Source organism: Riemerella anatipestifer (assembly GCF_035666175.1).
In the GTDB taxonomy this organism is placed as follows: domain Bacteria; phylum Bacteroidota; class Bacteroidia; order Flavobacteriales; family Weeksellaceae; genus Riemerella; species Riemerella anatipestifer_D.
Window position 1 is genome coordinate 1,602,572 of the sequence record NZ_CP142016.1, and the last position, 23,627, is coordinate 1,626,198.

At 36.2% G+C, this 23,627-nt stretch carries 19 protein-coding genes and 1 pseudogene; 10 read left to right on the forward strand and 10 right to left on the reverse strand.

The window, feature by feature from the left end; translation table 11 throughout:
* Positions 1–13: 13 nt before the first annotated feature.
* The 6 genes from VIX88_RS07870 to VIX88_RS07895 all read left to right on the forward strand — a co-directional run bounded on the left by VIX88_RS07870 (position 14) and on the right by VIX88_RS07895 (position 4,891).
* Complete coding sequence (locus tag VIX88_RS07870) at positions 14–700, forward strand: response regulator transcription factor (protein WP_052910946.1); 687 nt, start codon at positions 14–16, stop codon at positions 698–700.
* 160 nt (positions 701–860) lie between these two features.
* On the forward strand, positions 861–1,514 hold the full coding sequence (locus VIX88_RS07875) for a DUF4290 domain-containing protein (RefSeq protein WP_004920566.1): 654 nt from the start codon (positions 861–863) through the stop codon (positions 1,512–1,514).
* Entirely contained in the window at positions 1,514–2,821 is a 1,308-nt protein-coding gene (gene murA, locus VIX88_RS07880) for a UDP-N-acetylglucosamine 1-carboxyvinyltransferase (RefSeq protein WP_154212474.1), read from the forward strand. The genes VIX88_RS07875 and murA overlap by 1 nt, the downstream gene beginning before the upstream one ends.
* Before the next feature lie 24 nt (positions 2,822–2,845).
* Positions 2,846–3,754, forward strand: a complete 909-nt coding sequence (gene miaA, locus VIX88_RS07885; protein ID WP_109475347.1) for a tRNA (adenosine(37)-N6)-dimethylallyltransferase MiaA — start codon at positions 2,846–2,848, stop codon at positions 3,752–3,754.
* 1 nt (position 3,755) lies between these two features.
* Positions 3,756–4,313, forward strand: a complete 558-nt coding sequence (locus VIX88_RS07890) for a thioredoxin family protein (RefSeq protein ID WP_064970255.1) — start codon at positions 3,756–3,758, stop codon at positions 4,311–4,313.
* 179 nt (positions 4,314–4,492) lie between these two features.
* Positions 4,493–4,891, forward strand: coding sequence for a hypothetical protein (locus VIX88_RS07895; RefSeq protein ID WP_229578677.1), 399 nt, complete (start codon positions 4,493–4,495; stop codon positions 4,889–4,891).
* 149 nt (positions 4,892–5,040) lie between these two features.
* On the opposite strand, the gene rpmA is transcribed toward VIX88_RS07895, so the two are convergent.
* The 3 genes from rpmA to murB all read right to left on the reverse strand — a co-directional run bounded on the left by rpmA (position 5,041) and on the right by murB (position 7,090).
* Positions 5,041–5,298: a 50S ribosomal protein L27 gene (gene rpmA / locus VIX88_RS07900; RefSeq protein ID WP_004920580.1), complete on the reverse strand. Its 258-nt coding sequence runs from the start codon at positions 5,296–5,298 to the stop codon at positions 5,041–5,043.
* Positions 5,299–5,331: 33 nt separating this feature from the next.
* Complete coding sequence (gene rplU, locus VIX88_RS07905; protein WP_014937747.1) at positions 5,332–5,958, reverse strand: 50S ribosomal protein L21; 627 nt, start codon at positions 5,956–5,958, stop codon at positions 5,332–5,334.
* A gap of 112 nt (positions 5,959–6,070) precedes the next feature.
* A complete protein-coding gene (gene murB, locus VIX88_RS07910) occupies positions 6,071–7,090 on the reverse strand; it encodes a UDP-N-acetylmuramate dehydrogenase (RefSeq protein ID WP_214193738.1) in 1,020 nt (339 codons plus the stop codon).
* Positions 7,091–7,635: 545 nt separating this feature from the next.
* Between murB and VIX88_RS07915 the strand changes: the two are divergent.
* Positions 7,636–9,557, forward strand: a pseudogene (locus tag VIX88_RS07915) (hypothetical protein).
* Between the two features lie 848 nt (positions 9,558–10,405).
* Here the strand turns inward: VIX88_RS07915 and VIX88_RS07920 are convergent.
* From VIX88_RS07920 to VIX88_RS07940, 5 genes are all read right to left on the reverse strand, one after another.
* A complete protein-coding gene (locus VIX88_RS07920; protein ID WP_064969721.1) occupies positions 10,406–11,044 on the reverse strand; it encodes an MBL fold metallo-hydrolase in 639 nt (212 codons plus the stop codon).
* Positions 11,045–11,058: 14 nt separating this feature from the next.
* Positions 11,059–12,468 carry a TolC family protein gene (locus VIX88_RS07925; RefSeq protein ID WP_064969719.1) on the reverse strand — a complete coding sequence of 470 codons (1,410 nt, stop codon included), beginning with the start codon at positions 12,466–12,468 and terminating at the stop codon, positions 11,059–11,061.
* Positions 12,449–13,753 (reverse strand): HlyD family secretion protein, encoded by a 1,305-nt coding sequence (locus VIX88_RS07930; protein WP_064969717.1) that lies wholly within the window; start codon positions 13,751–13,753, stop codon positions 12,449–12,451. Before VIX88_RS07930 ends, VIX88_RS07925 begins: the two co-directional genes overlap by 20 nt.
* 10 nt (positions 13,754–13,763) lie before the next feature.
* The gene (locus tag VIX88_RS07935; RefSeq protein WP_064969715.1) at positions 13,764–15,416 is read right to left on the reverse strand and encodes an ABC transporter ATP-binding protein; all 1,653 of its coding nucleotides are present in this window, start codon (positions 15,414–15,416) and stop codon (positions 13,764–13,766) included.
* Positions 15,417–15,584: 168 nt separating this feature from the next.
* A complete protein-coding gene (locus tag VIX88_RS07940; RefSeq protein WP_064969727.1) occupies positions 15,585–16,058 on the reverse strand; it encodes a glucosaminidase domain-containing protein in 474 nt (157 codons plus the stop codon).
* Between the two features lie 185 nt (positions 16,059–16,243).
* On the opposite strand from VIX88_RS07940, the gene VIX88_RS07945 reads away from it, so the two are divergent.
* The 3 genes from VIX88_RS07945 to VIX88_RS07955 are packed head-to-tail and all read left to right on the forward strand — an operon-like array spanning position 16,244 to position 20,556.
* Complete coding sequence (locus VIX88_RS07945; protein WP_214193739.1) at positions 16,244–17,581, forward strand: hypothetical protein; 1,338 nt, start codon at positions 16,244–16,246, stop codon at positions 17,579–17,581.
* A complete protein-coding gene (locus VIX88_RS07950; RefSeq protein WP_014937733.1) occupies positions 17,581–19,239 on the forward strand; it encodes an MBOAT family O-acyltransferase in 1,659 nt (552 codons plus the stop codon). Before VIX88_RS07945 ends, VIX88_RS07950 begins: the two co-directional genes overlap by 1 nt.
* Positions 19,240–19,248: 9 nt before the next feature.
* Positions 19,249–20,556: a GDSL-type esterase/lipase family protein gene (locus tag VIX88_RS07955; protein ID WP_014937732.1), complete on the forward strand. Its 1,308-nt coding sequence runs from the start codon at positions 19,249–19,251 to the stop codon at positions 20,554–20,556.
* A 2-nt stretch (positions 20,557–20,558) separates the two neighbouring features.
* Here VIX88_RS07955 and VIX88_RS07960 read toward each other — a convergent pair whose 3' ends face one another.
* Both VIX88_RS07960 and VIX88_RS07965 read right to left on the reverse strand, forming a co-directional pair.
* On the reverse strand, positions 20,559–23,003 hold the full coding sequence (locus VIX88_RS07960) for a bifunctional UDP-N-acetylmuramoyl-tripeptide:D-alanyl-D-alanine ligase/alanine racemase (protein ID WP_154212475.1): 2,445 nt from the start codon (positions 23,001–23,003) through the stop codon (positions 20,559–20,561).
* A gap of 6 nt (positions 23,004–23,009) precedes the next feature.
* On the reverse strand, positions 23,010–23,597 hold the full coding sequence (locus tag VIX88_RS07965) for a thymidine kinase (protein WP_004920607.1): 588 nt from the start codon (positions 23,595–23,597) through the stop codon (positions 23,010–23,012).
* Between the last annotated feature and the right edge of the window lie 30 nt (positions 23,598–23,627).

A 23,627-nucleotide genomic window follows, 5' to 3' on the forward strand; every position in this document is an offset into this window, starting at 1 on the left:
AAAAAATTAAGCTGTGAGCAACAGGATATTATTAGTAGAAGATGACCAAAGTTTCGGAGCGGTGCTTAAAGATTACCTAAGCATAAATAACTTTGAAGTTACCCTTGCTACAGACGGCGAGGAAGGTCTTAAAGAATATACAAATAACGATTTTGATATTTGTATATTTGATGTTATGATGCCAAAAAAAGACGGCTTCACATTAGCAGAAGATGTTAAGAAATTAGGGAAAAATATTCCAATTATCTTCCTAACAGCACGAAATTTAAGAGAGGATATCTTGAAGGGTTATCAGTTAGGAGCAGACGATTATATAACAAAACCTTTTGATACCGAACTGTTGCTTTATAAAATTAAGGCGATTTTATCCAGAAGTACTTCTTTGGAAGAAGAAGAGCAAGAGCAATTTAGCATTAGCAATATAGAGTTTGACTCTATGTTGAGACAGCTTAAAGTACACGATAAAGAATATAAACTTTCTCCAAAAGAGAACGAGCTTTTGAAGTTGCTTTGTCTCCACAGAAATGACTTTATGCCTAGAGATTTAGCACTTCGTAAAATATGGAAAAAAGAAAACTATTTTACCGCTAGAAGTATGGATGTATATATCGCTAAATTAAGAAAATTGCTTAAAGATGATGATGGTCTAGAAATCATCAATGTACACGGGGAAGGGTTTAGGCTTCTAGTTAAAAATTAAATTAAATAGCTGGTTCAAAATAATTGTGAATCAGTTTTTTTTTGTTAAAGCAAATAGAGTTCTACAGATGATAGATAAAGTAGTTAATCATCGCCTCATAAAACTCGCTCAGACATAAAAAGAGATTTATATCAATACAAAATTTCATTATCTTTGCGAAATGGAATACAATACCCAAAAGACAAACTTACAATTACCCGAATATGGGAGAATTATACAAGAACTTGTAGAATATTGCAAGACGCTTCCTTCCAAGGAAGAAAGAAATAAAGTTGCCAAAGCTATTGTTGATTTTATGGGACAGAGAAATCCGCAACTTCGAGACGAGGAAAACTACGCACATAAGCTTTGGGATCATTTGTATATTATTTCAGGTTATGATTTAGATGTAGATGCACCATATCCTTTTCCTACGCCAGAGGAAATCAATCAGAAGCCTAAAAAGATGGATTATCCTAAGCTACAAGGAGACTATAAATTCTATGGTAAAAGCATTTTGCAACTTATAGAAAGAGCTTTAGAACTAGAAGATGGCGATGAGAAAGAGGCTCTTATAGAGGTAATTGCTAATAATATGAAAAAGTCGTACAATGTTTATAATAAAGAACATGTACAAGACGATGTTATCTTCCGCCATTTAAAGGAACTTTCTGAAAATAGATTAGATTTAACAGGGATAGATTCTTTAGAAAAGAGTAAAATCTATTATAATTCTAATAAGAATAACCCTAAATATCAAAACAAACATCAGAATAATAACGGAAATAATAGAAGAAAATATAACTCTAACAATAAATACAAAAGAAAATCATAATGAGTGGTGCTTTTCAAATCAGAGGCGGTAAAAGACTTCAAGGCGAAATTACGCCCCAAGGAGCTAAAAATGAAGCTCTACAAATATTATGTGCCGTTTTACTAACAGATCAAGAAGTAAGAATAAAAAATATACCTGATATACAAGATGTTAATAAGCTAATTGGTATATTGGGAGACCTAGGCGTTAAGGTAACCAAAAATGGAAAAGGGGACTATACTTTCAAGGCAGATAGACTTAATTTAGATTATCTTAAATCCGAAAAATTTAAAAAAGAAGGAGCTAAACTTAGAGGCTCTATTATGCTTTTAGGTCCTATGTTGGCGAGGTTTGGGGAAGGTTATATGCCAACGCCAGGAGGAGATAAGATAGGAAGAAGAAGATTAGATACTCATTTTCAGGGATTTGTTGAGCTTGGTGCAGAGTTTCACTTTAATGATGTAGAAAGTTTTTATAGCCTGAAAGCAAAGTCCTTACAAGGTAAATTTATCCTTTTAGAAGAAGCATCAGTAACGGGTACGGCTAATATTATTATGGCTGCTGTATTAGCGAAAGGTAAAACTAGAATTTACAATGCCGCTTGTGAGCCTTATTTACAACAGCTTTGTAAAATGCTTAACCGAATGGGAGCTCAAATTTCGGGTATTGGCTCAAATTTATTAACTATAGAAGGAGTTTCATATTTACATGGTACAGAACACACTATGTTGCCAGATATGGTAGAAATAGGCTCTTGGATAGGATTAGCCGCAATGACGAAATCCGAAATCACCATTAAAGATGTTCATTGGAATCAGTTGGGGATTATTCCAAATACTTTTAGGAAACTGGGTATTCAGTTAGAGAAAAGCGGTGAAGATATTTATATCCCAGCACAAGAACACTACAAAATACAGAAGTTTATAGACGGCTCTATTTTGACCATTTCTGATGCACCTTGGCCAGGTTTCACGCCAGATTTGCTATCTATTATGTTGGTAGTAGCAACTCAAGCCAAAGGAAGTGTATTGATCCATCAAAAAATGTTTGAATCTCGATTGTTCTTTGTGGATAAACTGATAGACATGGGAGCTCAGATTATCCTTTGCGACCCGCACCGAGCTACGGTTATTGGTCTTAACCAAGAAACGCCACTTAGAGGTACTGTGATGACTTCCCCTGATATTCGTGCAGGAAATGCACTTTTGGTAGCGGCACTTTCGGCTGAAGGTAAATCTATCATTCACAATATAGAGCAGATAGACCGAGGCTACGAGAATATAGATGGCAGACTCAAGGCCTTAGGAGCAGATATAGAGCGTATATAATAGTCAGAAAATACTGTTTTCATCTTGGCTAGAACACTTATATCTGTTGTAGGTCCTACGGGAATAGGTAAAACCGAATTGGCAATAAAAATAGCCCAGTTTTTCGGTACTGAAATTTTATCCTGCGACTCACGACAGTTTTTTAAAGAAATGCCTATTGGTACAGCCGCTCCTTCTAAGGAGGAGTTGGCTGTTGTGCCACATCATTTTATAGGGCATATATCTATTACAGAAGATTATTCTATCGGTCGGTACGAAAAGGAAGCCTTGGCTTTATTAGATAAGCTGTTTCAGCAATATAAAGTCGTGGTAATGGTAGGCGGTAGTGGTATGTACGAGAAGGCAGTTGTGGAAGGTCTTAATGATTTACCAGAAGCTAACGAAGATTATATTAAAGAACTTGAACAAATCCTCAATAAGGAAGGGATAGAAGCCTTACAGAAGCAGTTAGAGGCACAAGATGAGGCCTATTATCAGCAGGTAGATAAAGATAATCCTAGACGCTTGATAAGGGCTTTAGATATTATTAAACAAACGGGGAAACCTTATTCTGAAATTATAGCTGAAACTAAGCCTAAAAGGGACTTTAATACTATTAGGATTGTACTCACGGCACCTAGAGAAATTATCTATGAAAGAATCAACCAAAGGGTGGATAGAATGCTAGAGAAAGGTTTGCTAGATGAGGTTAAAGGTTTACTTCAGTATCAAGATAGAGTAGCTTTGAATACAGTGGGTTATACAGAGTTGTTTAATTACTTGAATGGTGATTGGGAATTAGATTTTGCTGTTTCCGAGATTAAGAAAAACTCTAGACGCTACGCAAAACGCCAAATGACTTGGAACCGAAAACTTCCTCGTCTGATAGAACTTTCGCACCAATATTCTAACGAGGAATTAGTATCTTTGCTTAATAACTTAAATTTAAAATAAAATGGCTAGAACACCGTCTAATATGTTGGAGTTAGGAACTAAAGCTCCTTTTTTTGAGCTTCCTAATCCTGCTAAAAATAACGAGTTACAATCTTTAGAAAACTTAAAAGGAGAGAAAGGAACATTGGTAGTTTTTATGTGTAACCACTGTCCGTTTGTGATTCATGTGATAGATAAATTAGCAGAGCTTTATGAGGATTATAAGGCTAAAGGAATCGAATTTATTGCAATTAATTCTAATGATATAGAGAACTATCCTGCGGATTCACCAGAACTAATGATTGATTTTGCTGAAGAACACGGCGTTAATTTCCCTTATTTATTTGATGAAAGTCAAGCTATTGCTAAAGCCTACGACGCTGCGTGCACTCCAGATTTCTACTTTTTTGATGACAAATTAGACTTGGTATATAGAGGTCAGATGGACGACTCTCGCCCAGGCAATCAGCACGAGGTAACGGGAGAGGATTTAATTATTGCTTTTGAAAACCTTTTAGCAGAACAACCACAAGAAGAACTACAAAAGCCTAGTTTAGGTTGTAATATTAAATGGAAATAAAAGATTAAGTTTAGAAAGCATCTGTAAAAGTGAAAAATAGGAATAGGTTAATTGTATTAGGTTTATTATTTCTAGTTGCAGGAGGATTTGTTGTTTGTAAGTTAAATAAAGACTTTTTGCTTTTATGGAATAGTAATTCAATAAAAGTAACTACTGATGGCCCATTAACAAAGGATAAAGTGAAAATTGAATTTGGTAATGGTGTTAATTCAATTAATCGTACAACAGATGCTGAACTTTTCAGTAGGAGAGAGAAATATATCATTTTATATGACGGTAAGATTAAGGATAAAATGATGAATGAATATGGAGAGAATGATTTTTTGATTACCTATGATGATAAGTACTATTTCTCTTTCCGACAGTTTAAACTTAATAGAAGACACCAACACGACTATAAGTTCCATTTTTACCCTAAAGGCGATAAAATATACATTGCTGTTGATATAAAAGGGCAAGATGCAATGAAATTTAAGAGACCTATGATTGATATTAAATTAGTGGATAAATATATATGCAATACTCCAATTGATAGTGCTGGAGGTATTTATAATATGATTGAGCTAGAAAAAGAGTAGATATTAAGTGCTGGTTTCAAGATAAATTTTATTTTAATACTCATAACTACAAAAAAAACAAAATAAAAACTCCGCTTCAAAATTTTTGAAGCGGAGTTTTTTCATGTTTAACAATTAAACTTTACGTATGCAAAAAGTTATTTTTCTTATTAAGCGTTAGGTTCAACAGATACAAAAGATCTGTTGTTAGCTTTTTTCTTAAACACCACTGTACCATCTACTAATGCAAACAAAGTGTGGTCTTTACCAATCCCTACATTCTCTCCAGGGTGGTGTTGTGTACCTCTTTGTCTTACAATAATATTTCCAGCGATAGCTTCTTGCCCTCCGAAAATCTTCACACCTAATCTTTTAGAGTGAGATTCTCTACCGTTTTTGGAACTACCAACTCCTTTCTTGTGTGCCATTTTGTTTTAAAGTTTTTTAGGTTGAAAAAATACTTAGGCTTTTCCGCCTTTTAGTTGTCCTTTAAGAGTTTCTAACTCTTCAAACTTTCCATCAGCAGCTAGTTGTGCTTGTTGAGGCCAAGTTGTAGGATCCATAGCTGCATATACAGCACCGTTAGGATCTAAGATGGCTTCTAGCTCCTCTTTAGTTTTCTTTGCTAAATCAGCAAAAGAAGTAATACCTGCTCCTGCGAAAAGCTCTGCTACTTTAGGACCAATACCTTCAATTAGAGTAAGGTCATCTCCTTTTTTAGAAGATTTTTTTGTAGCAGCCTTGGTTTCTGTTTTTGCAGAAGATTTTTTAGCACCATCAAAACCTGTTATAGAAACAATTTTGATTTGAGTAAGAGATTGTCTATGCCCGTTTTTCTTAGCATATCCTTTTCTTCTTTTCTTTTTGAAAACGATAACTTTATCAGCTTTCAAATGCTCAATAATTTCCGCTTCTACAGCGATACCACTTACAGCTGGGGCGCCTACTGTTGTTGCTCCGTTTACGGTAAGAAGTACTTTATCAAAAGTTACTTTGTCTCCTTTCTCACCAGAAAGACGGTTTACAAACAATTTTTGGTCTTGCTCAACTTTGTATTGAAGCCCTGCTATCTCTACGATTGCAAACATTGTTATAAATATTTAGTTAGTTAAAGTCGCAAAATTAAGTATTTTTTTTGAATTATAGATATTTAACTCAAAAAAAGTGTTTAAAAATACTCCTTTTTTATGTATGTATTATTTATATAACATTAACCTCTCGTTCTAGGATAATCCCAAAGGTATCTTTTACAGAAGCGATGATTTCAGATGAAAAATGATAAATTTCTTCGCCTGTAGCCTTTCCCGTAGCGTTGATGATAACAAGTGCTTGTAAATGATGGGTAGCCACATTGCCTATTTGTTTACCCTTCCAACCTGTTTGTTCTATTAGCCAACCTGCAGGAACTTTGGTGTGGCTACCTTGTGGATAACCAGGTAGGCTAGGGAATTGTTTTTGTAAGTTCTGATAATGCTCTGTGCTGATACTCGGGTTTTTGAAAAAACTGCCTGCATTACCTATCTCTTTAGGGTTAGGAAGTTTAGAAGTTCTGATGTTTATGACTGCCTGTGCCACCTCTTGTATGCTGGGTTGGGTAACATTTAAACTAGAAAGTTCTTGTTGTATAGCACCATAGTCGGTTCTTATGAGGTGGTTTCTTTTCGTTAGTCTAAAGCTGACTTCCAGTATAACACACTTCCCCTTGCCTTCTTGTTTAAAAAAGGAATCTCTATATCCAAAGTGGCATTTCTCCTTATTAAAGGTTTCTACTTCTAGGGTTTCTAGGTTGAGGACTTGGCAAGACTCAAAATGGTCTTTAATTTCTACGCCGTATGCCCCTATATTTTGGATAGGGCAAGTGCCTACATTACCTGGTATTAGAGAGAGGTTCTCTAGCCCACCATAGTTTTTCTCTAGGCTGTATTGTACAAACTGATGCCAATTTTCTCCTGCTTGTGCTGTGAGTAATACTTCATCATAGTTTAGGTGTTGTTCTTTGATGCCCTTTAGGTTGAGTAAGATGGTAAGCCCATTAAAATCTTTTGTTAATAAGATATTGCTCCCACCACCTAAGAATAATATAGGTAAACCTTTAATCTCGTCTAGCTTTAAGATGGAGGTTAAGTCTTCTAAATTATTGACTTCTGCAAAGTATTTAGAAAACGATTCTACCCCAAAGGTGTTGTGGTTTTTAAGAGAATAATTGGTCTTAAGTTGCATAGATTGATAAATTAAAATAACGATGAGCAAAGATAATTTAAAAAAAGAAACCATTATCTTTTGTTTGTATGATAATTGTTTTATACATTTGCCCCAGTTTTATGACACGCAATACCAACAACATACAACAAAGTGAAAAAAAGTGGCACAAAAATTTGGTAGTTCCAAATAATTGTGTAAACACACACACACACACACACACACACACACACACACTTATTTAAGTTTTGTTTCCATAAATATCTGCTAGAAGTTCGTCTTTTTCATAAGCTGAAAAGGTTGTTTTGGTTTGGGGCTTCTAGCGTGCAGAGAGGATACTCTATTCTCTCTGTCTTAGCCTTCCTCCTCGTTTTGTGTGTGTTGAGAGGGGGAAGCATTTTCTTATTGGTTCTAGGTTTAAAATTCAAATATTCAAGGAATCATCGGAGCTATTGAACTACAACCCCAGAGCTTTAATCCTTTAACCCTTGAACTTTGAACCTCTAGAATCTAACCTCCATAACCTCTAATCCTTTAAACCATTAAACCTTAAACTATAGCATTTTATGAAAAAGATTTTATTATGTGCGGTATTTCTGCCTTTGATGCTGAACGCCCAAGATTACAGCGGCAGAGTGGGCATCAATACCAAAGAGCCACAAGCCACATTAGATATTTCTAAGAAAGAATTAAATATGCTCCCAAGTGGTCACACGCAGGGCGTATTATTTCCAGAGTTTAGTACTACCGAGCGTTCTACTTTTACCAACCCTAAAAAAGGAACGATGATTTACAATACCGACAAAGAGTGTATTGAGATTTATAGAGGCGTTTCGGGCGGCGTACACCAATGGTCTTGCTTACTCGATGTAGGGAGTAGCAAAGCCCAAAGCGTAGCGGTAAGCCCTCAAGGGTTTGAGGGCTCTTATATTGGGGGCATTCCACTTACTGATCTTGATACCAATAAGGTCAAATTTAAGTTAGAAAACAACTCATTTTCTAGTGTTAGTTTAGCATTTCACGATGCGGTTACGGTACAAAATGGTTCGGCTGCTATTTCGGCTGGCAACTGCCAATGGCAAAAACTTCCAGCAGGTAGTGTAGCACCGTGTACTTCGGGTAGCCTCATTAGTCTTGACTCTGGAGAGTCCGCTATGTTATGGTACACCCTCTCTGGTACTCCAGAAACGGGTACTTTGACGGCTAATTTTAGCAAACTCGGTGCTCAAGCCGACCACAATCTATTACCGTAGGTTTTGATTCTTTCGCCATTACCAACCCTAAAACGGAGTATATTGTATCAATCCCTTACCAAGGTGCATCTCAAATAGTGGGGATATTGGATAATGGGGCTAATAAATTGGTCGCAAAAATACCTTATAAAAACGGTCAGGGTTCTTATACAGCGGTGGAATCTCAAGAAGTAACCACAGCTATAGGACAAGACGGTGATACCAATACAGTAAAGCTCACCATTCCGCAGGGTAATTTTATGGCTAAAGGCTCGCTGGACGCTACCATTGTCGTGGGTGGTACAGACAGCCAATACAAGGTTCGTTTGTTACAGCCAGGGGAAGAATATACCATCGCTACTATACCTTACACGTTTAATGGGGAAAGCTACCAACTGGTCTTAAAGGGTATTGGTGGCATTCTTGACCGTTGTTTTGGTAAAACTACCTTGGAGTGTGTAGGGTACGGAGCAAATGTTAAAGAACACGAGTTTATTTATCTTCCTGTCCAAGGACCAGATGGTAAAATTTGGCTCAACAATAACCTTGGGGCGGAGTATGCTCGTGTAGGCTCCCAATGGTTTAACCCTGCGTATCAGGCAGGGGCTCTAGACCCTGCCAATACCACCATCGCCGTGCCGCTTTATAATCCGACTGCCGACCAGATTAAGATGGACTGGCGTGCGTATGGTTCTCTTTTCCAGTGGCAGCGTAATCCAGACGGACACGAACTTATCAATTGGACTTATATTTTTAATGATATTACACCGAAATATAATACAACATCGTCTTCATCTAATTCTTGGACGAATCCTGGGCATAATTTGTTTATCACGGGTTCTGATTCAAATGGTTCGTGGGTAAATAGTAGTTTATATAGTTCAGGACCTCGTAATTTATGGCAGTCTTCAGGTGTAGATAAGACTAATCCTTGCCCGTCTGGTTATCACGTTCCCACTCGCGATGAACAGGTAGCTTTACATAATGCGATTTTAAAGTATGATGCAGGTGATACCAGTACATTTTCTAGTGAAATGTGGGACGAGCAGGAGCTCCGCCTGCCAGCCAGCGGTGTCCGCGGCTACAGCGATGGCTCGTTCGGCAGTCAGAGTAGCTACGGTTTCTTGTGGAGCAGCGAGCAGTGGGACTATGGAGAGTTCTCGTGGAACTTATGGTTCGCTCCATACATGAGCGGCTACAGCTCCTACGGCATTCAAGCGAACGGCTTTAGTGTCCGCTGCATTAAAGATAACTAAGTGATCAGCCAAGAAACCAAGAGGGTAAAATCCTTTCCTTATATAAGATAAACTAAAGTATAACCTATAAAAAAACAAATATATTGTGCCAGTAAAATTTAAAGTCATTGAAAGAGGTCAGCCAGGTGTAAGCTGCAGCGGTAACAAAAAGTGGTATGCCAGTGCTGCCACAGATGGTGCGAGGTAGGTGTAAACTATCGCCCCAGTAAACGCATTTTAGATAGAATGAAGGCGGCAGGTTTTGAAAAAGTAAAGTAAATCGTTCTATCTATGCATCTTACAAAACTACCGCAGGTTTCTTTAGAAACCTGCGGTAGTTTTGGGTAAAACTTGCGGTAGTTTTTAGTGAAACCTGCGCAGGTTTTTTAGCCTACCTAGCTTATCTTCGGAAAGTCCCTATTCATAGGGGTTACAGAACTTCGTTAGGTTTTACATAAACTAAGGCAGGGTTTTAATAATTTTAATGTGTCTTTGTCCTTTTGGCTTCGCCGAACCATTGAGTTAAGTTTGTTTCAAAGCGATAAATATGTATGCTCGTCCTTTTGGGTCAAGCCAAAAGGACCAAAAAGTCAAGACTAGAAAACTACGGCTAAAAATGCGACGTCCATTCTAAAAGCCCTAGAACTCACGCCAAGGCTAAAGCCCACACTTGTTCAAACAATAGGTCTTTTTTAACGAATGGACGCCCCATTTTCTTAACGCCTCCGTTCCCTTAGGTCGGGATGCAGCGGTTATTATATATGGCAGAGAATACTCAGCCTCTAAGCCCGATGGCGTTTACCTTTTACTCTAAAAGATGCTTATATTTTGCCTAAAATCTAGTTAGGTTTTTGTGGCGTTTTGAGGAGTTACTTTAAAAACGGATTGTATTGTTGTTCAAAACCGATGTTGGTACTTGCTCCGTGTCCGCTATAGACTTGGGTATTCGGTGGTAAGGTGAGTAGTTTGGTTTTAATGCTTTCAATGAGTTGTTCGTAATTGCCTTTATATAAATCGGTTCTGCCAATGCTACCTTGGAAAATTACATCGCCAGAAATTACCCAATGTTGCTCTTTGCTGTAGAAGCTAATGCTCCCAGGTGAATGCCCAGGCGTGTGTAATAGGTGTAGAGTATCCGTTCCTAGTTGTAGTGTTTCGCCCTCATCTATGAAGATTACTTGTCCTACAAAGGGTAGCATATTAAATCCATACTGCCTTGCGGTAAGAGGGGCTCTATCTAGTAGTTCTTGGTCTAGATGATGCATCAGTACAGGTACTTGGTAGGTATCAAACGCCCACTGCAATCCTGCGATATGGTCTATATGGGCGTGGGTGAGCAGAATGTTTTTAACCGTTAAGTCCTGTGAGGTTATAAATTCGGATAACGCTAAAGTTTCGTTTGCGGTAAAATTACCTGGGTCTATAATGAAGGCTTGTCTATCCTCGTTATAAACCACATAGGTGTTTTCTGAAAAGGGATTGAAGGTAAATGTTTTGATACTAAGCATAATAAAGGTTGTTTTTAGGGCTGGGCATTCATATTCCTTTGGAATAGTTTAATGCCATTGTAGGATTTCATAATTTTGTTTTCGGTATTGTAAATTTTCTTTTGGATATCCAAAAGTTTAGACTCTCTAGAGTTGAGTATAAATAATGAACTTTCTCCGTTTTTAAATTTAATCTCTTCTCCTTTTACCAGTTTGTTGTAATTGTCGTAATACTCTTTGTAGAGTTCTAGCTGTTTGGTGTAGCCTTCAAAATCATTCTTGTAAACTTCTAACTTGGTAAAGAGTTCTTGTTTTTTCATTTTTAAATCTTCCTCGTTTTGGAGTTTTTTTAGTTTAATGATTTCATAGTCCGCCCTTGCTTCTCTCATAAAAATAGGAACTTCCAGCTTGAGACCGTATTGGAAATTATTATTAAATAGAGGGAATACCTCGGCAGGTTTGCTAGGTTTATTAAAGAGATTATAACTGAAATCTATCTTTGGGAGGAAGCTCTGCCACTTTAATTTTTTCTCTACATTTAGAAACTCATCTTTGTGTAGATAGTATCTTAGGGCTCTATGTTGCGAACTAAAGTTTTCTTCTATATAATTTTTCAGCATAGGGTAATCTGCTACTTTTTCTGAACTAAATACCTCTAGCGGATATACAGACGGCGGTAATGTTACCGACTGGTTATCTTTCCAGAGAAAAAGCTCAAGCTGTTCCATAGTGTTTTTATAATCCAATGATGCCTGCTGATAACCCAGTAGAAATTCTTGATACAGAGTTTCGGCTTCGGTTACGCCTATGGATGCCATTTCGCCGTAGTCATAAGACTTTTTTATCATTTCTAACCTTTCCTCGCTTATATTGAGCCTTTCTTTATAAACGGTAATGATTTGATATTGCTTTACCCACTCCCAATACATATTTTCGGCATCTACCAAAATCTCGTTGATGAGGGTGGTTTGTTCGGCTTCTGTCATTTTATACAAGGCTTCGGCTTGGTGCAAAACGGCTCTTCTTTTATCGTAAATTAGCCCTTTGCCTAAAGGGATATTAACGCCTACATTGTATAGCTCGCCAGAGGTTGTGCTGTTGTCTAGTTTTTTTCCAGAGATATTGCTCACGCCACCTACTATATTCATTCCGTACCATAGTGGGATATCTACTTCAAGCCCTTTTTTATCATAATAGATGGTATTATCAATGTTTTTTTGTCCCAAAGCTCCTGATAATATAGGGTCGAAATTTCCTTTGGATTTTAGGATTTCGTTTTTGGCTATTTCTTTGCCATAGCGGTATTTTTTGATAACAGGGTGATGCGTAGATACGGCGGAGAGATATTCGCCTAATGAAAACGAAAGGCTATCTCCTTGTGCAGACAAGCAATAGGAGAAAACCCAAAAAACAAGATATAGTGTTTTATTTTTTATTTTTTTCATCTTTTTGTTTGTTTGCGATGTAGTAATCAGGAGGGAAGCCGTTGATGTTACGCCATATCTCGTACCAGATAGGGACATCGTTTAGAAGAATAATACCCTTTGAGCCTGCTCCCATTTTGATGTTTGGTGGCCACTTTTTATCACCACTTTCTACTACTACTACTTTGAACATTCCGTTTTGAGAAATGTTGTTTTCTACAGCGATTATTTTACCAGGGAAAGTCCCATAGCTTGAGTTGGGCCACCCAGAGAATACAATGGCAGGGAAGCCATCAAAGGTACAGCGTATCTTTTGCCCTTCCTGTAATAGTGGCAAATCTACTGGAGATACATAAAATTCTACGGCATATTTTACCGATTTTGGAACAATAATACCTATGTTTTCGCCTTCTTTTATAATCTCACCAATCCCCGTTTTGCTGAGCTGGGTAATTTGTCCGTCTTGAGTAGCAATAATGTAATACTGCCCCTGTCTTACTTTGTAGTTTGTAACTTGGGTTTGTAGTTTGGCTATTTCTCCATCACTTCCTGCTACCTGTCCCATACTTTGGAACCGCTCGCCTTCTAGTTTGCTTATTTTTTCGTTATAGTCTTGTATAGTCGCATTTTGCTCTACCTGTAGAGAAAGGATTTCTTGCTGAGCTTCGGCAAGTTTGTTTTCTATACTATTTTTCTTTGCTAGGGCATTTTGGTAAGATACATTTCTCCTTTGGAAATCTGTTAAAGAGACAAGTCCTTGTTTGTACATTTCTTCTTGTCTTCTGTACTGGTCTTCTGTTATTCTAAACTCATTGTTGGCGGCTTGAAGTTCTGCATTAGTTGCATTGATTTTAAAGTTGAGCTGTTGCAGTTTTATTCTGATTTGGTTCAGTTTGAGTTCTCTAGCAGCATTCATAGCATCTAGCTGTCCTCCAATGGTTTTTATTTTTGCAGAGTAGTAATCTCTTACATTGTCTTTCGCATTGATTTGGTCTTCTGCTCTTTGCACCAATAGAGGATCCATATAGTCCTCCTTTATTTCGGAAATTCTAAGAAGAGTGTCACCTTTTTTTACTTGGTCACCGTTTTTTACATACCAGTGTATGATTTTCCCAGGTATTGGAGATTGTATGCTTTGGGGTCTCTGCTCTTGGTAAAGCCCACTTACATAGCCATTGGTATGGATGTTCTGTGTCCATGGAAGTAATAGTAATAAAAGCAGAATGCCAAGTCCAATAAAAAACCATTTTTTGATGTTGGTTTTTTGGTGTATTCGGTAGATTTTATTGTGAGATTTGTAGTTCATCTTTGCGTTTTTATTTTATGACTTCTAGTTTCCCTTTATTCATAGATAAATGATGTTGGCTTGCTTTAATCAAATCTTTATCTTGAGAGATGATAATATAGGTTCTGTATTGAGATGTTTTTTGGATATATTTTATCAGCTTAGGTTTAATGCTTTCGCCTAAGCCTTCTAATGGTTCTTTTAGAAGGATTAATTTTTTATTTCCAATTAAGGCTCTCAGAAGCATAATGATTTTTTTTGTACTGTAAGGGAGCTGATAATTAACATCATTAATTACACTAAGTAAGTCGTTTGAGAAGTAATGGCTGTCTATACCTATTTCTTTTGCCAATGCAACCACATCATCTAGTTTTATATTTTCATTGCCTACGGATATGTTTTCAAAAATAGTTCCTTTAAAAATACCTCGCTCGTCTATCATTAGCCCCAGCTTACTTCGGTAGATATTCATATCGATGTTTTCTATCCCCACACCATTGATGAAAATATTCCCTTGAGTAGGAGTATAAAAACCAGCTATTAAGTTAAGGAGTAAACTCTTACCAGAAGCGGTGTCTCCAGAAATTACGGTAATGCCATTAGCTGTAACATCAAAGTTTATATTTTCTAGTTTATTGGTTTTGCCATCAAAGGAATAGTTGACTCTATTGAAACTAATATCAACTCCAGCATTGCTGTTGTGGTAGATATTGTGTTTACCACTATTTTCCGTCTTTAATTCGGTGATTTTATCTAGCTTTGCTAGGGCGATAATGGTGTCATAATAACTTTCTAAACTTTTTATTAGTTTTTCTACTGCGCTTAATAGTAGTAAAATAACAATTTCTACTGCCATAAATGCACCAATGTTCAGTTTTTGATTGATGAGCAAATACACGCCAATAGATAACATCACTAGTGTAATGATAACCTTAAAAAATATAACTAATTTGTACTGGAATTTTAGAACATGAAAATGCTGTGTACGGTAGTCTAAATACGGCAATACCCTTTTATCAGTTTCTTCTAAATGAATATTTGAGTTAGAACTTACTTTAAATATCTTAATTGCTGATGATAAATCTTCCAGCCAAGCTGCTAGATGATATTTGCTATCGCTTTCTTTGAGGCTGGTTTCTATACCTTGTTTCATTGTAAGCTTAAATAGAACAACAATGCCTATGATGAGAAAAATACCAAAGACCAAAAGCCAAACATGATAAAGAGATAATAGTATAACTCCAAAAATAATCTGTATAATAGATGTAGGAATGCTCAATAGCATTTTGGAGAATGATTTTTGTAAATTCTGTGTATCAAAAAAACGATTGATAAGCTCAGGAAGATGATAATTGTTTACCGAATAGAGGTCTATATCAGGTAATCTTTTAGCGATTTTGAAAGTGTAATCCACAAATATTTTTTGTTGGATTTTCTCTATAATCATCATTACCTTTATTTGGAAGTAGCCTGTCAGCCAAGTGCCTAGCACTACAAGTGCAATCAATAAATAGATAGAAGTAACCATAGCGGCTCCAAAGGCATAGCTAATAATGGCTTGTATACCTAGAGGAATACTCAAATATACCAGTCCGCTAAGGATACCATATAAATAAATATTGACGATGTCTTTCCGTTCTATCTTTATTAGGTTGAGTAATAGTTCGTTTAGTTTTTTATTCATAAAGTGCTTTATTTATTTTTAATAAAAATTAAAACTTGTTTATAAAAAAACATCCTAAAATTAAAAATTCGGATGTTTTGTTTGTTATTTATCTTATTTAAAAATCAAGTGCTAATATATGTCTTAGCCAATAAATCACCAAATAAATAATTAGAATTTAGAAGGCTTTTAAATATCTGATAAATTAAATTTGTTATAAACTAGCGTTATTCTACGAATCCATTCTTTAGGTTGGGTAGAATAACCGTTGTTAGCAATGGTTTTCACCCACAGAGAGAAGTCGTTTTTCCCTTTTAAGTCTGAATAGTATTTTTTTCGTGTGAGCATTTTGCAAAAGGCATCAAAACTCTCCTCTTTAGAACTGAATTGTTTGTACTTAGAGCCTTTCTGATGATTTTTACCTACAATCCCAAAATGGTTGTTGAGTTGCTTTGAGTTTTTGCAGCTACCACCACCAGTTTCTACAAATGCGATGGACATAATTACAGCGGCAGGAATTTCATACTTTTTTGATAACTCGGTTACCAAGTTTTTGTTGCTTTTAATATACTGATGTGTAGCTTGTGCCTTCATAGGAAATGAGAATAGACACAGTAATACTCCAATAATAATAGTTCTAATATAAGAAGTGTGTTTTTTCATAATTATAAATAATTTGTGGGCAAATTTACAAATCAAAATTATAAGAGGGTGATTTTTAACAAAAAATAACATTTTTAGGTTAGAGAAAAAGTTTGTGATTTTTAGTGAAAATATTCTTATTTTAGGTTGTGTAGCGATTAAAAAAAGCATTACTTTAGCGACGTTTTTTTAAAGAAAAATTCGCCTTGAAATCAAACAAAAATTATAGAGTTTTTAGATTAGTCCTTTCAAGTTTTGTAATCTATTTGTCGGCTTCATTGGTTATGAAGATGATGAACTTCCACTGGCGTCCGTTAGATAATATAAACTTGGTTTCGGAGTTATTTCGGTCAGTAGAAATAGAAAAAGTTAATGAACAAAAAAAAGAAACTCTTTCGTCTCTTCCTGTTGAGCAGACCGTGCAATTTGACTTATATCAAAAACCAGATTTAATTACCAATTTTTTAACCAATTCACCTCAACCTGTGCTGGCTAAGTTTGTGGAAAAATTGGAAAACTTAAAGAAACAGAAGAAAGGCAAAGTAAGAATTGCGTTCTTTGGGGATAGTATGATAGAGGGAGATCTAATGACACAGACTTTAAGGAGGCTCCTACAAACCGAGTTCGGGGGTAAAGGTGTAGGCTTTGTGCCAATGTACTCCAATGTTGCAGGGTTCAGAACAACGGCAATGGTGTCTGGAAAAGGCTGGAAAGACACTCATTTTATGATTAAAGGAGCGGATAACCTCTACTTATCGGGGCATAGGTTCGGAGGATTAGGCACGGGTTCCTATGAGGATAAAACGATACAAAGTACCGATGTAGTAACCAAGGCGTTGCTATTTGGGAAAATAAATGATGCTGCTATAGTTGCCAACGGTACTCCATTAGTGTTGTCTGGAATAGATAAGGTCAATCGTATAGTGCTTTCTAATGATAACAATAATAGAATATCAGTACAGTCCAAAACAAACTCTTTGCCTCTATTCGGGGTTAGTTTTGAGTCCGAAAATGGTGTTTTTGTAGATAACTTCTCGTTTAGAGGGATTACTGGGATTGAGCTTGGTAAGATAGATAAGGAAATATATAATGCCGTTCAGAAGAATAATCCTTATGATTTGGTAATTCTTCAATATGGAGTGAATTTAATGTTCCGCCCAAAGGATACCAATTATGAATATTACGAGAAAATGATGTCGCCTGTATTAGAAAAACTGAAAAAAGAGATGCCTAATACCGAGTTTCTGTTAATAGGTAGTGCCGACAGAGCGTTTAGGTATAATGGGGAGTACAAAACAGCGGTGGGATTGCCTAACTTGCTGAAACTTCAGGCAGAACTCGCTTTAAAGTACAATATGGCTTTCTATAATAATTTTGCGACTATGGGGGGCGAAAATAGTATTGCTAAGTGGGCTAATGCCACACCACCGCTGGCAAACAAAGATTATATACACCCTAATGCTAAAGGTGCAGAAGTATTGGGACAAAAGCTATATGATGCCATTATAAAAGATTATCAAAAAAATAGAAAAAGGGATAAATAATGAATGTAGAACAGTTTTTAGCGTCCTTTGATTGGGCTGCTTTTGGGAATCAATTTTTATACGATAGTAAAAATCCGCTCTTGTTTAATAATGGGTTTTTCGTTTACTTTTTCTCATTATTTATACTATTGTTCTTTGCTCTAAGGCATCAGCATCAAGCAAGGCGTTATGTATTTTGTTTGTTTTCTTTATACTTTTTCTATAAAGCCAGTGGTTGGTTTGTAGGGTTGGTTATTTGGTCTGCTATTGTAGATTTTTTCTTGTCTAATGCTATTTACAAAGCGAAACAGAAGTCGGCTAAAACGGGTTTACTTGTTCTTAGTATTATATTCAATTTAGGAATGTTGTTTTACTTTAAGTACACCAATTTCTTTATTAGTATTTCTAATGAATGGCTTAATACAGACTTTAATCCGCTGAATATTTTGCTTCCTATAGGAATTTCTTTTTATACTTTTGAAAATCTTAGTTATACCATAGATGTCTACAGAGGTGATTTTAAACCAGCCTCCAAGTTTTCAGACTATCTTCTGTTTTTGGCATTTTTCCCAAAACTAATGATGGGCCCTATTGTAAGAGCTCACGATTTTGTGCCACAAATTAACGAACCTTATGTAATTTCCGAGAAAGACTTTGCTAAAGGTTTTTATCTGATTATTTCTGGATTGATAAAAAAACTAATCATTTCAGATTTTATCACGCTGAATTTTGTAGATTATGTCTTTGATAATCCTGCACTGCATACAGGGTTAGAAAACCTTTTTGCGGTCTATGGTTACGCTATGGTTATCTATTGTGATTTTAGCGGATATAGTGATATTGCCATAGGAATAGCCTTGTGGCTAGGCTTTAAAATACCACCTAATTTCCTATCGCCTTATCAAAGTAAAAATATTACAGAGTTCTGGAGACGTTGGCATATGTCCCTTTCTTCTTGGCTTAAAGATTATCTTTATATCCCGTTGGGTGGTAATCGTAAGTTTTCCGTAGCATCGTTTCTATTTGTTTCGTTGTTTTTGGTAGGAGTCTTTCTAATGGGAGTGAATTTGTTCCACTTATCTTATGCTTATTCCGGTGGATTATCCGCAGCGATGTTACTCATCTTTTTGTTGCCTGCACTCATTACTCGAGATTCTAAGGGTATTGCGGCTAACTTTAATCTATTGACCACAATGCTTTTAGGGGGATTTTGGCACGGAGCGAGTTGGAACTTTATTATCTGGGGAGCCATTCACGGAGTAGGTTTGGGTATTCATAAAATATGGATGTTACTTACAGGCAAAGCTCTTAAAAAGGTTAATAATACCTTTATCTATAAGGTAATTATGGGGCTGGTAACTTTCCATTTTGTGTGTTTTGGTTGGGTGTTTTTTAAGGCGGAAGACTTTGAAATCGCAAAGGCGATGTTATCCCAAATTTTCTATAACTTTGATGTTTCTGTCTTTATGCCTTTCTATGAAAATTATCAAGAAGTGCTTTGGATGATTGGCTTTGCGATGCTCATTCATCTAATACCTGATGGGTTGGTAGATAAGTTGCTAGACAAGCCCAAAACAATTCCTTTGGTGTTTTATATAATGGTGTTTTTCTGCTTTCTGTTGCTTTATGGTTTTTTTAAATCCTCGGAGCAGGTAATGCCGATTTATTTACAATTTTAAAGACAGAAAATGAGTGAAAATAAAAATCGTTTTTTATATCTTTTGTGTGCTGTTTCAATATGGTTTGGGGTAAACGCCCAAATAACCAATGCTGAAAATTTAGAGCCATTTGTAACTAAACTGAAGCGAAACGAAGCCGTAACACAGATTTTATTTATAGGTGATTCTCATATACAAGCCGATTGGCTCACAGGATACCTTCGTAATAAATTTCAAGAAGAATATGGCAATGCAGGGCGAGGTTTGGTGTTTCCCTATGCGTTAGCTAATTCTAATGGACCAGAAGATATATCGGCGTACAGTAATACAACTTGGGAGAACTTTAGATTGGTTTATGAACAAGATGTTTTTCCGAAAATAGGTGCTTCAGGGTTTGTGATTGGGAATAAAGAACCTTCTATTTTGGAAATAAATCTTAGACCTGAAGATGCATTTACTAAGGTAGTTATATTCAATGATAGTATAATGAAGGGAGAGCCTTTTGAACTAATGAAATCTAACGAAAGTTTAAAAGGTTTTATAAAAAAGGATAAAAAAATATTTCCTTATATCGTAAAAGTAGAGGATACATTCCCAGAGATAGCTTCTAAATTCTATACCACCACCACAAGGTTAAATCAGCTCAATCAATCCAAAAAGCCTATTGCTAATCAGCCCTATTCTGTGGAACAAGTAGGAATTAGTTATGACTTCTCCTTTGAAAATCAGCTAAAAAGTTTACCAAGGTCTACCTTCTGTGAACTAAATACAGTCGTGAATTTGTCTGAACCCAATACTCGTCTTTTATTGAAAACTAATGCTAAAAATGGTAATGTTTTCTATGGCTTTCAATTTTTGAATAGCAATACCAAAGGGGTTGTCTTTAATACGGTAGGCGTTAATGGAGCTACCTACGCTGATTTTTTAAAATATCCGTTACAGTTACAACAGTTAAAGTTGATTCAGCCAGATATTGCCATTATAGCTTTGGGCACGAATGAATCTTTAGGAGCTATAGGCGAGGAAGAATTTAAAAGAAATGCAATGCTTCTTATTTCCGAATTAAGAAAAGGCACACAACTTCCAATCTTGTTAATATCGCCACCAGACAATAAACTGAAAGGTGATAAAGCAGAACTCATCACTAAGTGGATTGCTCAAGTTGCTACTCAAGAAAAAGTAGCGTTTTATGATTTGAATAAAGCATTGGGTGGAAGAGGCTATTTTCAAAAAGCACTGAACAATAAAGATGCTAATAAAGATGGCGTACACTTTTTGAAAACAGGTTACGAAAAGCAAGCACAAAAGATTTACGAAGCTCTAAAAGCATTGTTTTAGAGTTAATCTTTAATATAAACTCTTTTCACTCGTCTAGAAATAGAGGTAAGTACTTCGTAAGGTATCGTTTGTGAATACATTGCGAAGTCTTCTAGAGAAGGCTTTTCGTAGAAGATAATCACTTCGTCACCTTCTTTGGCAGGGAGGTCAGAAATGTCCACCATCATCATATCCATACAAACACTGCCTACAATAGGGCATAAGGTGTTTTTAATGCCAATATAGCCCACGCCATTGCTTAACAGTCGAGGGACACCGTCAGCATAGCCCACAGGTATGGTGGCTATCCTTGTGCTTTTAGAGGCTTTGTAGCGTCTGCCGTAGCTTACACTATCGTTAGGTTGGATTTCCGAAATTTGAGAAATAACAGATTTGAATGCAACTACAGGATTTAATAAAGGCTGAATTTCGGGCGAGGCAGAAATCCCCATCATGCCGATGCCAATTCTTACCATATCCATTTGATAATCGGTGTAGTTGGTAATTCCTGCCGAATTGAGGATATGCCTTAATGGTTTATAGTTTAGGTCTTTGATGATGTTTTGTGAAAGTCTATCAAATTTTTGGCATTGTGCTAAGGTATAGTCTTTTTCTTGAGGAATGTCAGAACTAGAAAGATGGCTGAAAATACTTTCTACCTTTACACTCATTTGATTTAAGTAGTCTTTTAATTGGTCTATCTCATCTTCTTTAAAACCAAGACGATGCATTCCTGTTTCTAGTTTGATGTGAATGGGATACCTTCCCTCGTAACCGTTTTGTTTTAGTTGTTTGTGGAATAGTTCTAAAACTCTGAAACTATATATGTTAGGCTCTAGATTATATTCTATAATGGTATTATAGCTGTGTTGCTCTGGGTTCATTACTACGATGGGAACTGTAATTCCGTTTTTACGAAGCTCTACACCTTCGTCTGCAACAGCAACGCCTAAATAGTCTATATGGTGATGTTGTAGAAACTCTGCTATTTCGTAACCACCTAGTCCATAAGAGTAAGCTTTAACCATTGCCATGATTTTAGTTTCGGGTTTTAGCAATGATTTGTGAACATTGATGTTGTGGAGTAGATTGTTTAGATTAACCTCTAGTACCGTATCGTGCTTTTGTAGTTCTAGGTAAGTTTTTACTTGCTCTATTTCAAACTTTCTTGCTCCTTTGAGGAGGATAAGCTCATTTTCTAAATCTTTAAATTCTTGATGACTAAATAAGTCATTAGTAGTATTAAAACTAAAACTTTCAGTATTTAAAAGGTGTTGATACTGGCTGATTTCTTCTCCAATTAAAAAAACTTTATTAAAATTTTGCTCATTGATAAGACTTGCGACTTCTTGGTATAGATTGTCTGCGTCCGATTTTTCTGTAAAATCAGTAATGATTAAAGACTTTTTAGGTTTTTGGTAACTTTTAATAAATTCAAAAGCGATTTTGAGAGAGTCTAAATCTAGATTAAAAGAATCGTTGATGATGAGGTTGTTTTTAATGCCATTAACGCTTTCTAGCCTCATTTCCACTGCTTTTAGATTGTTAATTTTTTCTATCATTTTCTCTGTAGAAAATCCCAACAGATGCATCACGGCTATGATGGCTAACACGTTGGATAAAGTGGCCTCGTCTCTTTGCTGAGCTGGGAAAGAGAAAGATTTATCAAAGCATTGAACAGTAATGGGTTGTTGCCGGTCTTTCCAATTCGAAGAAATGTGAATATTGTTACTCTTATTAAATCCGTATGATGTTAAATGCCTACTTGAATATAATGTATTTATTTTATTATTAACTAGAGTGTTATCTCCATTAAATATGATGCTTTCAGAATCTTTAAAAAGGCTTATTTTCTCATCTACGAGATGCTCTTCAGATTTAAAATTAGAAATATGAGCTGAGCCAATGTGAGTTAAAACGCCTATTTTCGGTGAGAAAATTGTTTCTAAAGTTGTCATCTCATTGGGTTCGGAAATACCCACTTCAAAAATACCTACTTTATGTTCGGGTTTTATATTTAGGAGAGATAAAGGTAGACCAATTTGAGAGTTAAAACTCTTTGGGCTTTTAACGCATCTAATGTCTTCGGATAAGCATTGATAGAGCCATTCTTTAACGATGGTTTTTCCGTTGCTGCCTGTAATTCCGATGGTTTGTATGTTGTGAGATTTAAGATGTAGATGGGCTAATTTTTGTAAAAATTTTACGGTGTCATCTACAATGAGCCACGAGAGATGTTCGTTATCCAAAGTTTTATGTTCCGAAACAATGAGTTCTATACCCTTTTCTACCGCAGAAGCAATATACTTTTCGCCGTTATTTTTTTTAGTTTTAATGGCTACGAATCCTGTGTTTTTGGGAGAATAGATAATGCGGCTATCAAAGGCAAAATGTTTAATAATTTTGTCGCCAGCACCAATCAGTTTTGCTCCTGTGATTTCGGCAATTTGCCTTGCGGTGTAGTTCATAGGCTGTTAGGATTTCTTATTTAAAAACTCATCTACAAAAACGCGTCTACTTACAGCCTCGTAGCTTTCGGTTTCACCTAGTTCTACTAAATCTTGACTAGTAGAAGTTCTCATAGAGTAATTAGCGAGGTTGCCTGTTCTTTTACAGATGGCGTGTACTTTAGTAACATATTCTGCTGTTGCCATAAGGTAAGGCATAGGTCCAAAAGGTCTGCCTTTAAAATCCATATCAAGCCCCGCAATTACTACCCTAACTCCGTTGTTTGCTAGTTGGTTGGCTACTTCCACGATGCCTTGGTCAAAAAACTGAGCTTCATCTATGCCTACCACATCACAATTAGAACCTAGTAATAAGATTTCGTTAGGCGTATCCACCGCTGTACTTCTTATTTTATTTCTGTTGTGAGAAACCACATCTTCCTCGGAGTAGCGAGTGTCAAGTTTAGGTTTAAAAATCTCTACATTAAGCCCTGCCATTTCTGCCCTGCGAAGCCTACGAATGAGTTCCTCAGTCTTTCCAGAGAACATAGAACCGCAGATGACCTCCATCCATCCACTTTGTTTTGCGTGATTGATTGTATTTTCTAAAAACATTTGTTATTTTAGCCGTAAAAATAAAGCACC

Coding starts and splice junctions, on each gene's coding strand:
- rpmA (WP_004920580.1), bottom strand. CDS start 5,298: ATGGCACACAAGAAAGGAGTTGGTAGTTCCAAAAACGGTAGAGAATCT.
- VIX88_RS07935 (WP_064969715.1), bottom strand. CDS start 15,416: ATGAATAAAAAACTAAACGAACTATTACTCAACCTAATAAAGATAGAA.
- VIX88_RS07960 (WP_154212475.1), bottom strand. CDS start 23,003: ATGAACTACACCGCAAGGCAAATTGCCGAAATCACAGGAGCAAAACTG.
- murB (WP_214193738.1), bottom strand. CDS start 7,090: ATGCAACTTAAGACCAATTATTCTCTTAAAAACCACAACACCTTTGGG.
- VIX88_RS07930 (WP_064969717.1), bottom strand. CDS start 13,753: ATGAACTACAAATCTCACAATAAAATCTACCGAATACACCAAAAAACC.
- VIX88_RS07955 (WP_014937732.1), top strand. CDS start 19,249: ATGAGTGAAAATAAAAATCGTTTTTTATATCTTTTGTGTGCTGTTTCA.
- VIX88_RS07890 (WP_064970255.1), top strand. CDS start 3,756: ATGGCTAGAACACCGTCTAATATGTTGGAGTTAGGAACTAAAGCTCCT.
- VIX88_RS07965 (WP_004920607.1), bottom strand. CDS start 23,597: ATGTTTTTAGAAAATACAATCAATCACGCAAAACAAAGTGGATGGATG.
- VIX88_RS07875 (WP_004920566.1), top strand. CDS start 861: ATGGAATACAATACCCAAAAGACAAACTTACAATTACCCGAATATGGG.
- VIX88_RS07925 (WP_064969719.1), bottom strand. CDS start 12,468: ATGAAAAAAATAAAAAATAAAACACTATATCTTGTTTTTTGGGTTTTC.
- murA (WP_154212474.1), top strand. CDS start 1,514: ATGAGTGGTGCTTTTCAAATCAGAGGCGGTAAAAGACTTCAAGGCGAA.
- VIX88_RS07920 (WP_064969721.1), bottom strand. CDS start 11,044: ATGCTTAGTATCAAAACATTTACCTTCAATCCCTTTTCAGAAAACACC.
- VIX88_RS07940 (WP_064969727.1), bottom strand. CDS start 16,058: ATGAAAAAACACACTTCTTATATTAGAACTATTATTATTGGAGTATTA.
- rplU (WP_014937747.1), bottom strand. CDS start 5,958: ATGTTTGCAATCGTAGAGATAGCAGGGCTTCAATACAAAGTTGAGCAA.
- VIX88_RS07950 (WP_014937733.1), top strand. CDS start 17,581: ATGAATGTAGAACAGTTTTTAGCGTCCTTTGATTGGGCTGCTTTTGGG.